The following is a 13,362-nucleotide window of genomic DNA, read 5'->3' as shown; positions in this document are numbered from 1 at the left end:
TCTTATCGGTCATTGTCTGTATACCACTGAATCGTACGCGCAATGCCTTCTTCAAACGGCACTTCCTGCCGCCAGCCAAGTTCGTTTTTCAGTTTTGATGCATTGATTGCATAGCGCCGGTCATGCCCTTTTCGGTCTTCCACGTGGGCGAACAATTCCTCACAGCCCAGGTGCTTCATGATGATGCTCGCAAGCTCTTTATTCGTGCGTTCATTTCCGCCGCCGATGTTATACACCTCGCCTACGGTTCCTTTTTCTAAAATCAGCTTGATGGCGCGGCAATGATCCTCCGCAAACAGCCAATCTCTAATCTGAAGTCCATCTCCATACAGCGGAACCGGCAGGCCTTGCTTCGCATGACGGATAATCGTCGGAATCATTTTTTCGCTGTGCTGATAAGGGCCGTAATTGTTGCTGCATCGTGTAATGATCGCCGGAAGCTTGTGGGTTTTCACATAAGACAATACGAGCAAATCAGAGCTTGCTTTGCTGGCTGAGTAAGGATTATTAGGAGAAAGCGGCGTCGTTTCTGTAAATGCTGGATCATCCGCTTCTAAATCTCCGTACACCTCATCCGTTGAAATATGAATCAGCTTCTTGGCTTTGCCTTGCAAAACCGCTTCCGCCAATCGGTAAGTCCCCATGACATTTGTGGTGATAAACGGCTCTGCTTGGGAAATGCTTCTGTCCACATGCGATTCTGCAGCGAAGTGAATAACCCCGTCATAGGTCTCGTCAAACGCGCGGTCGATATCCTCCTGAACGCTGATGTCCCCTTTTATAAAGCGAAAGCGGCTGTTTTGCTTTAATGTTTCCATTTCTTCCGGGTGGCTGGCGTACGTCAGTTTATCTAAAACGGTAATGCGCGCATCCGTTTCCCTCAGCATGAGCTTTGTAAACGTGAGCCCGATGAAGCCGGCCCCGCCCGTAATTAAATATGATTTTGCCATCACTTTTCGTCCTGTCCTTTCTGTAAAGCCTTGTGTACAAGCTGGGAAGCGAGATAAAGCGATTCGTGAGTTCCGGCATCTACCCACCAGCCTGATAACACATCATACGTAAGCTGGCTGTTTTCGATGTATAGATTATTTACATCGGTGATTTCCAGCTCGCCTCGCTTTGATGGTGATATTTGTTCAATATACGAAAATACCTCCGCATCATACATATAAATGCCGGTAACGCAAAGGTTGGTCGGCGGCTGTTTGGGCTTCTCGATGATGGAACGAATCCGTGTGTTTTCTTCATCAATCTGAGCGATTCCGAAGCGTTCCGGGTCATCCACTTCTTTCAGCAGCACCTTTGCCCCTTTCCCCTGCTGTTCAAAGCGTTCTGTATAAGGCTTTAATGAATCTTCAAATATATTATCACCTAATAACAAAATGAAAGGCTCTTTTTTCGTAAAGCGCTTTGCATAAGACAGCCCATCCGAAATGCCCGATGCTGCAGGCTGTACCTGATAAGTGATTGTAACGCCAAGCTCTTCCCCGTTTCCAAGCAGTTTATAAAATTGCGGCATATGCTCTTTTTGGCTGATGAGTAAAATGTCTGTTATTCCGGCTTCCTCCAGCTTCATAATCGACCAGTATATCATCGGATACGGGCCTACAGGAAGCAAATGCTTGTTGACGGCTTTCGTTAAGGGCATAAGGCGTGAGCCGTTTCCTCCGGCTAAAATAACACCTTTCACATTAACACTTCCTTACATGCATTTTTATACCTTTTGTTCATGTAATTCTTGAAGAATAGCTGTTACCCGCTTGATGCCTTTTCCATCCACGAACGGCCTTCCTCCTTTGTGCAAAGAAAGGCGAAGAGGATAGCTGCTCACAATGCGCGACATCTGATAAATGAGTGTTTCACCCGGTACAAGCTCACCCAAGCCAAGATTAAGAGCGGCACCTTGCTCGGCAAATGTTTTGGCTGTTGTCGTTTGATGTTCAACCTGAGAGAGAACAAGGCACGGCACGCCGATGCAAATGGCTTCATACAGTGAGATGCCGCCGGCGACAATGGCTGCGTCCGCTTGTTTCATCAAACCCGCCATATCATTTGTCTGTTCGATCACCTTGTACTGCGGCTTCTTTTCGATCTGCCTTCGGACTGCCTCTTGATGCGGTGAAGCGCTCCCCATCACAAACATCATGTTTTTGTCTTTTATGGCGGGGACTTGATCAGCGGCAGCCAGCACTTTAAAAATAAGCTGCTTCGGATCACTTCCTCCTAATGCAACAAGGATAGTGCGGCAGTCTTTCTTAAGTGTGTAATTCTCTCTTGCGGCCTGAAAGGCGGGGTGAAGAATAAGATAGTCCGGGCCTTCATAGACGCGTGTGTTTCCCTGAACGTACACCCTGCTCCTGATGTCACCGTAAATGCCGTTAATGACCGCGTCACTATATTGAATCGATTTACCATTTTTCTCTTCAAAAAGAACAATTTTCACATCTGTTTCCGTCTTTATTTTCTTTAACAGCTCTGCAGGCGCACCTAGAATATCAAATAAAAGCAAATCAAACTTCTTGCTTTTTATTTCCCGGAGAATAAATTCGTGCTGCTGCAGGTCCGGTTTTACGATGACACGCCAATGCTCTTCATGAAGAAACGCTTCAGACTCCTGATTCGTGTAAAACGTAATCAAGCAGCTCTGTTTGAGTTCTTCCGCAAGTCTCTTCATCCGGACAACATGGCCCATTCCCTTTTCATAGCCACCGTCTGCAACGATCCCAACACGCATGGCTAGTCATCCTCTCGTTCGATCGCCGCATCAGAGTTTCGGTTCAGAATGCTGATGAGCTCAGAGGCTGATACATCGGGGCGCTCGCCTGCTTTTTGATAGAGGGCCTTTATTAATTCATAGTCTTCTTTTGTATCAATGGTCAACCGGTATTGAGGGGCCCGAAACCGTTCCGGCGCCTCTAAAAATTGAACACGATAAAGGGCTGGGTGATCTCTCACATATAACGTGACATGCTCCTGATATTGATCCTCCAAAGCCTGAATACGGCTGATGTCAATTAACAGGTTGGCGTTGACCACTTCGCCGCAAATCCCTAATGGGGCATTCAGGAGATACGTATAATCCGCGCCTTGATCAAAATGCGCCTTAATCATTACATCGAGCAGCTCTGGATCAACAAACGGATTATCACCCGTTAACCGGATGATAACTGACGGTTTGACAGCCTCTATGACCTTGACAAACCTATCGAGAACACGTTCTTCGCTCCCGCGGAAAACGCGATAGCCATGTTTGATGCAATGCGCCTCTAATATGTCGTCGGTTTCTTTGTCAGACGTGGCAATGACAAGATTATCCCGATCCTTTTGGTAAAACGCGCTTTTCCGGACGCGATGAACGAGAATATCAAGTAAACGATCCGATCCAAGCGGCCGAAGCACTTTTCCCGGCAGCCTTGTTGAACCCATTCTCGCTTGAATGATAAAGAGAATGTCATTCATGAAACGGGCTGTCCTTCATTAAAATGTCATCCCAGGCAATGCCTGTGTCGGCCGGGATGTCTCTTACAGCCCGAACACCGCCGGTCAGCAGTTCGAAATATCTCGGGTGCAGTCCCTGCGGCTTTTGTCCGGGCCGAAGCACTGCGATATTGTCTTCACTAAAGACCTCACCTTTTTGAATCGGAGCTGTTGTAAAAATGCCTCTGTATGCAAAATTTCTGATTTCACCTTCGATGGCGGTTGTTGTTTTGTATGAACTGCCAAGCAGTTTTTCAGAGATCGGCTTTTTGATCCCCTGTTCCAGCTCAGCCTCCGTTTTCCTGATGCCATCGACCATTTCTTTCAATTCATCTGGATTTAATGCAAACGAGTGGTCGGCACCCGGCAGATTTTTATCGATCGTAAAATGCTTTTCTATCAGTCTTGCTCCAAGCCTAACCGCGGCACATGGCGCTTCTGTCGGATGCTCGCTATGATCCGAGAAGCCGATCACCGCCTCAGGAAAAGCGGCGACAAGCATCGGAATGACGCTAAGGTTGCTATACTCCGGCGGTGCAGGGTATTTCGCCACACAATGCATTATGGCAATTTGATTGTTTCCCTCTGCCCTGATGGTGCTCCAAGCTTCTTGAACGTCAGAGATTTCAGCTCCGGCTGTAGAGAAAATCATCGGCCTGTTCAGCCTGGCAACATATTTGAGCAGCGGGAGATGGTTAATTTCATAGGATGCGATTTTAAAAGCGCTCGGCGAGGTGGACTGAAGCAGGTCGGCTGACCCTTCGTCACATACCGTGCTTAAAAAGATTACCTGCTTTTCGCGGCAGTAATCCAATAACGGTGAAATCCACTCAGCGGGCATTTCCATAGATTGAACCAAAGAAAAAATAGAGACGTCCTTGCCCGCTGCCGTTTTGTACAAACCAGGATCTTTCTGATACATCCTATCAGCCTGGAACATTTGAAATTTCACGGCATCCGCTCCCGCTTCCGCCGCGGCATCTATCAGCGCAAAAGCCTGATCAAGCTTCCCGTCATGATTAATCCCCGCCTCGGCGATAATAAATACAGGAGCGTCATGGCCTACAGTTTTATTTGCAATCTGAAACTTTGCCATTATTTCGCCTCCTTGCCCGGCCAAATATGATAATAGTAATACGATTGTTCAGCGGTGAAGCCCATTCGTTCATAAAGGCGGATCGCCCTTACATTGTGAAGCTGCGTCCCCGCTGTTACCGTTCTATGCTTCTGGGTCTCCGGTTGTTCTATGAGATTCGCCAATAAATGAAAGGCAATACGTTTTCCTTCAAATCCCGGCTTTACAGCCATCAAATCGAGAATGCACTCATCATCCCTTGATAAGCCCTGAAGATAGCCGATGACCTCGCCATTGTGTTTAGCGACAATATTAACCGCCGCCCTTCCATTCAGATTGTTTCGTGTCCACTCCTGAAAAATGTTGTTTGCTGCATCGCGGCTGAGATGAGGGTCCTGAAAATATCTGCTTTTTGTAAACGAGTCTCGGGCCAGCTCACATATCGCTTCTGTGTCTCCGGGCTCAGGCGGACCCAGTTCAAAAAATGGCGGGGTTTTGTCATAAAAAGACGGAGGCATCGCCAGCTTCAGCAAACTGCCGACAAAGTAAGAGGACGGCTGTTGCTGTATCACATGCGCGGCTCCGATATCTTCAGCCGGAACACGGACAAAGATAAAATCCGTTTCATCCATTTGGCGTACAGAATAAAAAGCTTCAAACAGCCTCTTCAGCTGCCCGGTGCTGTTCGCCGCAAGAAGTTTGACATTCATGACTTTCTTCTGAAGCACCTTGCTTTCCCACAAAGAATCTTCGTAAAGCAATACGCCTTGGAGCCTGCTGTTTTCAAAAAGGCCGAGGGAAAATTGATACGGAACATCCAATGTAAGCTGTCTGCTTTGGAGAAATTCCTCAATCGCCTCTTTGGAGACATGTTCTTTTACCGTATACACTTAACCAGCCCCTTTTACGATATCCCGCACAGCTTCAATGACATCATGTACATCGTCGTCAGACATTGACGGATAAAGCGGGAGGGAAAGGGTTCGTTTATAGTAATTCATGGCATTCGGGAAGTCCGATTCCTTAAATCCAAATTGTTTTTGATAATACGGATGAATGTGTACTGGAATAAAATGAACGCTCGTGCCGATATTGTATTCATCCTTTAAAGCCGTAATCATTTCGCTTCGCGTAACCCCAGCCTTTTTTTCATCAACTTGCAGAACATATAAATGCCAGGCGTGTCTGCCGTCATCATGAACAAACGGTGTGATCAGCCCCGGAATCTGCTGAAAAGCGGTTTGATAGCGGCCGGCAATCTCTTCTCTCCGTTTCTGCATATCATCCAGCCGTTTCAGCTGATGAAGTCCAAGAGCCGCCTGCAAATCAAACATATTCATCTTATAGCCGGGCGATTCGACTTCATAGTACCAGCTGCCATTTGAAGAATAACGGTTCCATGCGGCTTTACTCATGCCGTGAAGGCTTAGCACCCGAATCTTATCGGCAAGCTCCTCATCATCTGTCGTGAGCATGCCGCCTTCCCCTGTCGCCAGGTTTTTGGTGGCGTAAAAGCTGAATGCCGTCGCATCCCCGATCGAACCGATCATTCTGTGCTTATAAGTCGTATATACCGCATGCGCCGCATCCTCCAGCACGAATAAACCATGTTTTTGGGCAATTGCCAAAATCGCATCCATATCGCAGGACTGCCCGCCAAAGTGGACAGGTACAACTGCTTTCGTTCGCGGTGTGACGGCTGCCTCAAGCTTTACCGGGTCAATATTGAGCGTGTTTTCGTCAATGTCCGCAAACACAGGCGTCGCTCCTGTATGAATAATCGTATTGGCGGTCGAGCTGAACGTAAGCGGAGAGGTAATGACCTCGTCCCCAGGACCGATTCCTTTTGCTTTCAAAGCCAAAAATAAAGCTGCGGTACATGAATTCACCGCCACGGCGTGTTTCGCCCCGACAAATGCGGCAAACTCTTTTTCAAACTGCTGAACCTTCGGGCCTTTGGAGAGCCACCCCGATTCAAGCGTTTCAGTAACCTCCTGAATTTCTTCCTTACCGATTAACGGCAATGAGTAAGGGAGAAAATGATTTCTCTTTTGCACCATTTCTTTGCGCTCCTATCATTTTATTCAGTATCTTCCCGCCTATAATCAACCCCTGTTTTGGCTTTCAGTTCCGTAAATAAAGCGTTTGTTGATTCTGCCACCGGATAATTAGCCGCTATGAATGCCAGACGCGCCTCTTCCGCTTTTTGATGCACGTCAGGGCTTCGAAGAACCTCAACCAAGGTGTGTGCCAGTTCATCCGGCTGGTCAAACATAAAATCGCCAAGAGATTCATAGTACGGATACGAACGATTTCCGGATGATTTGCCGATCAGAACAGGCTTTTGAAACAGCATGGCTTCGAGACCGACTGTTGAGGTTTGCGTCACTGCGGCATCAGCATACGGCAGCAAGTCATAAAGGTCGAGCTCCTTTTTGATGACTCTGCATGCTTGATGTTTTTTCGCTGCCTCGTGATACAGATCAAGCTTGTTTTTCCCAATTTCCCACGGGTGGGGTTTGATGATGATTTGCAGCTGCTTCTGATCAGAAAGCCCTTCCAGCACACCGGAATAAAAATCTTCTGAAAAGGGCTGAGTGGCAATGAGCACAATTTTTTTAGACGGGTGAAAAGCAAGTTTTCGATAGAATATGGACATATCCATTGGTGTTCTGTTAAAAATCTGATCGAAGCGGGGATGTCCCGTTACTAGAATCTGCTCGGGTTTACAGCCTTTTCGTAAGAACCACTCTGCTTCATACGCACCGAAAACTGCTTGATAGGTTGTAAAAACAGGAATGAAGGCTTCATCTCCCATCAACGCGCCATGCTGAAGACAAATGCTGACGGTCCCTTTCCTTTGACACATGAGAGCGAGCACCCTGCTGTAAATATCTTCTGCCGTGCCGACAATAACTGCTGAAATTTTTTCCTGTTCAAACAGCGCATCAACTGTATCAATGGCCTCTATAAATAAAGGAATGTCTTTGAAAAGCCGGTCACGAAACGCTTGATCACCAAATGCCGGATGGTCATCATAAGGGGCGAGAATCGAACAGGCTGTTTCGAGATAAGGCTTCGAATCGCCTTTTTGGCATGATTCCGCAATCTCCCGCTTGCTAATCACAGGCAGATCACAATAATGCGGCAAACTCCATCTGGCCAGAACAGCGGTTTTTTCAGGATCAAATTGATAGTAATTTTCGTTTGAAAAACGCAGGTAATCAAAGTGCAAAATGACTTTTCCTTTAACAGGTTCGTCATTTGTTTTAACGATGTTTTGGATTCTTTCTTCAAAAAACGGCTGAATCTGCCCCTCATCAATATGCTGATCCACCGGTCCGAATAACTCCGGTTCTTCTTCCATCATCACCCTCAGCTCAGGGCTGATGTATTGATAAAAATTACTGATAAGCCCAAGCGGAATCCCTTTGTAGCGAAGTTTGTCAAAAAGCTCGACATACTTCCGGTACAGCACCCAATAATTGCTTAAATAGGCCGACAAGCTCTCACCCCATTCCAAGCTTTTTTAATGATTCACGCAGCTCTCGGCAATTTCGCTGCGAAGGCAGGTTCCTGACAAATTCGTTTTTTTCTGATTCAAACAGCTGAAAGTGAATCGATTGGTCGGTAATATAATTCAGGTCCAGCTCCTCATCCAGCGGGTAAAACGGATAAAAATGATTGACTCTCCAAAAGAACCGGGCATCTCCTATACGGTAAAACGCCGGGCTTTCATCCCAATAGGAGCCAAACTTCTCCTTCACCTTCTCAAGCACCGAATATCTGTGCATCACCGAGCAATGATCGATGGCGCACGGCGCGTTCCATGTCACTTGAGCGGCAGGCCTGACCGTTTCTTTTACAATGTCGCGATGCTCGTTTAAATGATAGGTTTTGGAGGCTGAGTAAATCACAGCCTTTTCAGGATGGGCATCGAGCTCTTGCACCATTTTCAGGAGCCGGTCCGGCATATAGATGTTGTCATCCGTCGCATAGGTGATATATTCACCTTCCGCCATCTCAATTGCCTGATTGATCAGTGCCGCGTACCTTGTTTTTTCTGTTCTTTCCTTTACTCCAGATACATCGCTTTGATAAAAACGCACTCGGTTATCATTCAAAAAAGGACGGATTACATTCAGCGTCTCTTCATTGGAGTTGTCATCCATAATAAACAATTCAAAATCGGAAAACGTTTGTGAGAGTATGCTAGAAATGGACTTTGCCACATAATCGCTTTTGTTATAGCTCGTCATAATGACTGATACTTTCGGCAAATCCTACACCTCCTTCTTGGAACTTCACACCTGAAACTATCGTTATCTTATGTTGCTTACGCTCAAGTTGCGCTAGGGATACAAACCAATATGCGAAAAGTTTGTGTATGTCTATGAAAAACAGCGGCTGCCCAGAGTGAAATCTGATCCGTCCGCTGTTCTTTTTCAGCATATTTCAAGCATCAGCCTCATAAGGTGAAAGAGATAAAAATCGCACCAGCGACTAAGATCGTTTTCCATCGGAGGTGAGTCATCGCGGAGCGTTCACCTATACATCCAGAACATGTTTTGAATGGCTTTCATAAAAAGGAGGAACGATATGAAACCGAAAAAAAATCAATACCAGCAAATGCAGGGATTTGATAATATGCAGGGGTATCAGCCTCAGTTTGGCGCCAACCCTTACCCGCAGCAAGGCCAAGGGTCACAAATGCAGACGATGGGGATGCAGCCAATGATGCCAATGCAGCAGGGACAGCAAGGACAGCAGGGATTTGGATTCCCGGGCCAGCAGCAGGGCGGCGGGTTTCAAATTCCTTCGGGGCCTACACCATCAGCACCAGGCCAAAGCGTTCCCGGCATGCTGCCTGTTGAGGAATCTTACATCGAAAATATTTTGCGACTGAATCGGGGAAAAACGGCCACCATTTATATGACATTTGAAAACAGCAAGGAATGGGGCTCGAAGATCTTTCGCGGCGTCATCGAAGCAGCGGGCCGGGATCACATTATTATCAGCGACCCGAAATCAGGAACACGCTATCTGCTCCTGACAATCTATCTCGATTACATTACGTTTGATGAAGAAATTGCTTATACGTATCCATATTCCATGGCGTCCTATTCGCCAAGATAAGAAAAAAGCCAATCACTCATATGATGAGGATTGGCTTTTTTGTTTAGAGATATTTGACAGCTGCGACAACAACCATAATCCAAGAAATAATAAACGCCACACCGCCGAGCGGAGTGATCGCGCCAAGAATGGAGATTTGCGTCACACTTAGAATATACAGGCTTCCGGAGAACAGCACGATTCCCGCAAACATCAGCCATCCGGCTGTCGTGACACTGCCTATGCCGGATAATTTATCAGCCAGAAACGCGACAACGAAAAGCCCCAGAGCGTGATACATATGATACTGCACGCCTGTGTGCCAAACCTGAAGATATTTATCAGGTATTTTCCCTTCTAATCCGTGAGCGCCAAATGCTCCAAGCCCCACAGCAAGCAGGGCGTTAATGGCCCCTAATATGATAAAAACTTTCATCTATCTCTCCCGCCTTTTCGTTAAACTCATATCATTTATCTTATCGCACCTGCACCAAAATTCAATGTTTGTTCTCCGTTGACACGAGATTGTCGGATTTTCTCCTGCGCCAAAGCTGGAACTGGTCAGCCCCTATTGCAGCAAGCGTCCCTAATACGAGCCCGTTGCTTAACAGAGAAATAAATACCGGATGCAATCCTTTTAACGCAGTTTCAGGAACAAACATGATACCGACCCCTGTCAGCAGCGAGATGCCGATGACAGACCGCACCCTTTTTAATTCTTCTTTCTCATATGAATCAAATTCGGCAAAGGCCAGACCGCCCATTGCGGAGAAAACAACAAAATTCACCGCAAATCCCACGGGTGACGGCAGGCTCGCAAACGTATTCATAAAAAACGGGATCACGCTGATCACGATAACCAGAATACTGCCGAGCATAAACGGTTTTTTAGAAGGCATTTTGGTTGTTTCAATAAAACCTGCCGCTCCCGAAATCGGAACCGGTGCTATCGCTCCCGTCAAACCGCTAAGCAAATGGCTGAATGAAGCGGCAAAACCGGCATGGCGTTCATGATGCTTTCCATCAGGCTGTTTGCTGAATTTTTTCACGGCGATGTCCACGACCTTCATGCTCGCCAGCATATTCACGATCAGCAAGATTGTAATAAATATAGAAGTAATGATCAGGCCGCTGTTAAATAACGGAGTCCCAAAAGGAAACAGGGAGGGCAGCTGAAACAGCCGGTCCGGCATTTCAATCGGCTTTGCCGCCCCGGCAGCCGCAAACAGCACCCATCCGCCAAACAAAGCTAATAAAATAGAATATTGCTTAAAAAACATGATGTTCGAATTTGTCATTATAAAGGCGGCAGCGATCACAACAAGCGCCAGACCAAATACAAGACCGTCCACCCCGTCCTGTCGATAACCGATTCCGAGAATTCCTTTTATAATGGGCTGACTCAGCTGCATGACAAGAAGCAATAAATAGACGCCCGTTACAACCGGAGTAAACAATTTTGCAAGTCTGTCAATGACCTTGAAAACACTTAACAAAAAGAAACATACAGCGCTTACAAGAAGAGCTCCCTGCAACCCCCGCAGTGTGTCTCCATATGTCGCAAACACAGTTCCCGTCAGCCCTGCGTAGATCGTATACACTCCCCACCACAAACCGGCGGGGCTTTCATTGATCGGCAGTCTGTGGCCTTTCAAACACTGAATGACGGCAGCAATTCCCAGTACAAAAAAAGTGCTTTGAATCAATCTCGCAGAATCCGAGTGATCCAGATGAAACGACTGGGCAACCGCCACCGGAACAACAATCGCCGCAGCAATGATAAACGCTGTCCATTGCAGCGCGCCAAGAACCAATTTCACGTAAGCTCAACCTCTCTCTTTAAAAATCAAATAAAGACTCTCCGTTTCCGTCCTCTTCCTGCTTCTCTTTTTCTTGCTTTCGATATTTGTTTAATCCCGCGCTCCCCATCATTTTTTCCATCATCAGAAGGTCTGTCGATGGCGGCGGGGCAGGACTTGGCGTAACGCTCGGCTGTATGCGGGGCGCGCTCGCGGTCTCCGGCTGATCAAGCACGACATCACACAGAGAACGGACAACCGCTACATAACGCTTCAGCTCCTCATCTCGTTCAGCCGTTTTTGCTTTTTTCAGCTCTTCTTCCATCTTTTGAATCAAAGCAGATATATGAATGTTCATGAAGCACCCTCCAAAAAATAAATGTTATCTTCCTGCATTTTATCAAATTCCTGCCGCGAACGCAGAAATGAGTTTGTTATTTTTTCTGACAAACCCTGCGCAATTGACAAGCAGAAGAAATTTTTCACATAATAAATCACCATGCCTTACAAAAAGGAGAGACGGAATGAACAGCATCCCCTCTATCGTCAGCAAGCACAAAACCTATTTTGCAGCGGGACATACGAGACCGCTTGAAACGAGACTGAACATTTTGCAGAAGCTGAAACAAGCCGTCAAAACTCATGAGGCCGATCTCATAGCCGCTCTCTACCAGGATCTCCACAAATCTGAGCAAGAAGCGTACTCAACAGAAATCGGAATCATCTTGGAGGAAATCAGCTTTGTCATGAAACGGCTGAAAAAATGGTCCAAGCCGAAACGAGTCAAAACGCCACTGACTCATCTAGGCTCCAAGAGCATCATCATCCCTGAGCCGTATGGAACCGTTTTGGTAATTGCGCCTTGGAACTATCCCTTGCAGCTGGCGCTTTCCCCGTTGATTGGAGCCATTGCGGCGGGGAACACGGTCGTTCTCAAACCGTCAGAATATACGCCGGCTGTTTCCGCTGCACTTTCGAAACTCATCAGCAGCGTTTTTCCGACCGATTATGTCGCTATGGCAGAAGGCGGGCCCGACGTCAGCACGGCATTATTACAGCAGCCCTTTGACTACATTTTCTTTACAGGCAGCGTAGCCGTGGGAAAAGTCGTCATGGAGGCCGCCGCCAAACAATTAATTCCCGTAACCTTGGAGCTCGGCGGAAAAAGCCCCTGCATCGTCCATAAGGATGCTGACATACGGCTTGCCGCAAAACGCATCGTCTTCGGGAAATTTACAAATGCGGGACAAACCTGCATCGCACCGGATTATTTATTTGTCCACGAGGACATCAAAACGAAGCTGGCGGAAGAAATGAAGCATGCAATCAGAGAATTTTACGGCCCTCAGCCTGAACGAAATCCGCAGTACGGGAAAATCGTCAGTGAACGGCACTATCAGCGGCTGCTCAGCTTTCTGAATGATGGCATCCCGCTCACAGGCGGACAATCTGATCCTGATCATCACAAAATTGCGCCGACCATTCTCGAACAAGTGAAGGATGACTCTCCAGTGATGCAGGAGGAGATTTTCGGGCCGATTCTTCCGCTCTTTACATACCGTGATATCGGGGAAGTCATTGAGAAAGTCCAATCGCGCCCAAAGCCGCTCGCCCTGTATCTCTTCACCACAAACAAAGAAACTGAGCGCGCTGTTTTAGAGAATCTGTCGTTTGGCGGCGGCTGTGTCAATGATACGTTAATGCACGTCGCGACACCGTATTTGCCATTCGGCGGCGTCGGGGAAAGCGGCATCGGCAGCTATCACGGATTTGACAGCTTTAACACGTTTACGCACAAAAAAAGCATCGTCAAACAAACGAACCGCTTCGACTTCGCATTTCGTTATCCTTCCTCCAAAAACTGGCTGCGAATGATTCGAAAAATACTCAAATAAA

General features: G+C 47.1%; 14 protein-coding genes. 2 read left to right on the top strand and 12 right to left on the bottom strand.

Annotated elements, in window-relative coordinates; genetic code table 11:
- Nucleotides 1–2: 2 nt before the first annotated feature.
- From rfbB to spsA, 9 genes are read right to left on the bottom strand one after another with little or no spacing between them, the layout of a single operon-like run.
- Nucleotides 3–950 carry a dTDP-glucose 4,6-dehydratase gene (gene rfbB / locus NZD81_RS13095; protein WP_040081490.1) on the bottom strand — a complete coding sequence of 316 codons (948 nt, stop codon included), beginning with the start codon at nucleotides 948–950 and terminating at the stop codon, nucleotides 3–5.
- Nucleotides 950–1,690: a sugar phosphate nucleotidyltransferase gene (locus NZD81_RS13090; RefSeq protein ID WP_014665812.1), complete on the bottom strand. Its 741-nt coding sequence runs from the start codon at nucleotides 1,688–1,690 to the stop codon at nucleotides 950–952. Before NZD81_RS13090 ends, rfbB begins: the two co-directional genes overlap by 1 nt.
- Before the next feature lie 24 nt (nucleotides 1,691–1,714).
- A complete protein-coding gene (locus NZD81_RS13085; RefSeq protein ID WP_014665813.1) occupies nucleotides 1,715–2,734 on the bottom strand; it encodes a PseG/SpsG family protein in 1,020 nt (339 codons plus the stop codon).
- Nucleotides 2,735–2,736: 2 nt separating this feature from the next.
- Nucleotides 2,737–3,459: a glycosyltransferase family protein gene (locus tag NZD81_RS13080; protein ID WP_282373777.1), complete on the bottom strand. Its 723-nt coding sequence runs from the start codon at nucleotides 3,457–3,459 to the stop codon at nucleotides 2,737–2,739.
- A complete protein-coding gene (locus tag NZD81_RS13075) occupies nucleotides 3,452–4,573 on the bottom strand; it encodes an N-acetylneuraminate synthase family protein (protein ID WP_282373778.1) in 1,122 nt (373 codons plus the stop codon). Before NZD81_RS13075 ends, NZD81_RS13080 begins: the two co-directional genes overlap by 8 nt.
- Nucleotides 4,573–5,442, bottom strand: a complete 870-nt coding sequence (locus tag NZD81_RS13070; RefSeq protein ID WP_014665816.1) for a GNAT family N-acetyltransferase — start codon at nucleotides 5,440–5,442, stop codon at nucleotides 4,573–4,575. Before NZD81_RS13070 ends, NZD81_RS13075 begins: the two co-directional genes overlap by 1 nt.
- Nucleotides 5,443–6,612, bottom strand: coding sequence for a DegT/DnrJ/EryC1/StrS family aminotransferase (locus NZD81_RS13065; RefSeq protein WP_014665817.1), 1,170 nt, complete (start codon nucleotides 6,610–6,612; stop codon nucleotides 5,443–5,445).
- 20 nt (nucleotides 6,613–6,632) lie between these two features.
- Nucleotides 6,633–8,057 (bottom strand): CDP-glycerol glycerophosphotransferase family protein, encoded by a 1,425-nt coding sequence (locus NZD81_RS13060; RefSeq protein WP_282373779.1) that lies wholly within the window; start codon nucleotides 8,055–8,057, stop codon nucleotides 6,633–6,635.
- Nucleotides 8,058–8,061: 4 nt separating this feature from the next.
- Nucleotides 8,062–8,832, bottom strand: coding sequence for a spore coat dTDP-glycosyltransferase SpsA (gene spsA / locus NZD81_RS13055; RefSeq protein ID WP_282373780.1), 771 nt, complete (start codon nucleotides 8,830–8,832; stop codon nucleotides 8,062–8,064).
- Nucleotides 8,833–9,151: 319 nt separating this feature from the next.
- Here spsA and gerQ point away from each other — a divergent pair, with 319 nt between their 5' ends.
- Nucleotides 9,152–9,688, top strand: a complete 537-nt coding sequence (gene gerQ / locus NZD81_RS13050; protein ID WP_014665822.1) for a spore coat protein GerQ — start codon at nucleotides 9,152–9,154, stop codon at nucleotides 9,686–9,688.
- Between the two features lie 43 nt (nucleotides 9,689–9,731).
- On the opposite strand, the gene NZD81_RS13045 is transcribed toward gerQ, so the two are convergent.
- The 3 genes from NZD81_RS13045 to NZD81_RS13035 form a co-directional block, all read right to left on the bottom strand.
- Entirely contained in the window at nucleotides 9,732–10,103 is a 372-nt protein-coding gene (locus NZD81_RS13045; protein ID WP_014665823.1) for a DUF423 domain-containing protein, read from the bottom strand.
- 61 nt (nucleotides 10,104–10,164) lie between these two features.
- Nucleotides 10,165–11,487: a purine/pyrimidine permease gene (locus NZD81_RS13040; RefSeq protein WP_282373781.1), complete on the bottom strand. Its 1,323-nt coding sequence runs from the start codon at nucleotides 11,485–11,487 to the stop codon at nucleotides 10,165–10,167.
- 19 nt (nucleotides 11,488–11,506) lie between these two features.
- Nucleotides 11,507–11,824 (bottom strand): YwdI family protein, encoded by a 318-nt coding sequence (locus tag NZD81_RS13035; protein WP_282373782.1) that lies wholly within the window; start codon nucleotides 11,822–11,824, stop codon nucleotides 11,507–11,509.
- Nucleotides 11,825–11,990: 166 nt separating this feature from the next.
- Between NZD81_RS13035 and NZD81_RS13030 the strand changes: the two genes are divergently transcribed.
- Nucleotides 11,991–13,361 (top strand): aldehyde dehydrogenase, encoded by a 1,371-nt coding sequence (locus tag NZD81_RS13030; protein WP_289860734.1) that lies wholly within the window; start codon nucleotides 11,991–11,993, stop codon nucleotides 13,359–13,361.
- Nucleotide 13,362 lies beyond the last annotated feature (1 nt).

The organism is Bacillus sp. B.PNR1 (genome assembly GCF_030386235.1).
In the GTDB taxonomy this organism is placed as follows: Bacteria; Bacillota; Bacilli; order Bacillales; family Bacillaceae; genus Bacillus; species Bacillus stercoris.
This window is presented reverse-complemented; position numbering and strand designations above follow the sequence as displayed.

Excerpts from the sequence above, each read along its gene's own strand:
- rfbB (WP_040081490.1), bottom strand. The coding sequence starts at position 950 with ATGGCAAAATCATATTTAATTACGGGCGGGGCCGGCTTCATCGGGCTC.
- NZD81_RS13085 (WP_014665813.1), bottom strand. The coding sequence starts at position 2,734 with ATGCGTGTTGGGATCGTTGCAGACGGTGGCTATGAAAAGGGAATGGGC.
- NZD81_RS13080 (WP_282373777.1), bottom strand. The coding sequence starts at position 3,459 with ATGAATGACATTCTCTTTATCATTCAAGCGAGAATGGGTTCAACAAGG.
- NZD81_RS13075 (WP_282373778.1), bottom strand. The coding sequence starts at position 4,573 with ATGGCAAAGTTTCAGATTGCAAATAAAACTGTAGGCCATGACGCTCCT.
- NZD81_RS13065 (WP_014665817.1), bottom strand. The coding sequence starts at position 6,612 with ATGGTGCAAAAGAGAAATCATTTTCTCCCTTACTCATTGCCGTTAATC.
- gerQ (WP_014665822.1), top strand. The coding sequence starts at position 9,152 with ATGAAACCGAAAAAAAATCAATACCAGCAAATGCAGGGATTTGATAAT.
- NZD81_RS13045 (WP_014665823.1), bottom strand. The coding sequence starts at position 10,103 with ATGAAAGTTTTTATCATATTAGGGGCCATTAACGCCCTGCTTGCTGTG.
- NZD81_RS13035 (WP_282373782.1), bottom strand. The coding sequence starts at position 11,824 with ATGAACATTCATATATCTGCTTTGATTCAAAAGATGGAAGAAGAGCTG.
- NZD81_RS13030 (WP_289860734.1), top strand. The coding sequence starts at position 11,991 with ATGAACAGCATCCCCTCTATCGTCAGCAAGCACAAAACCTATTTTGCA.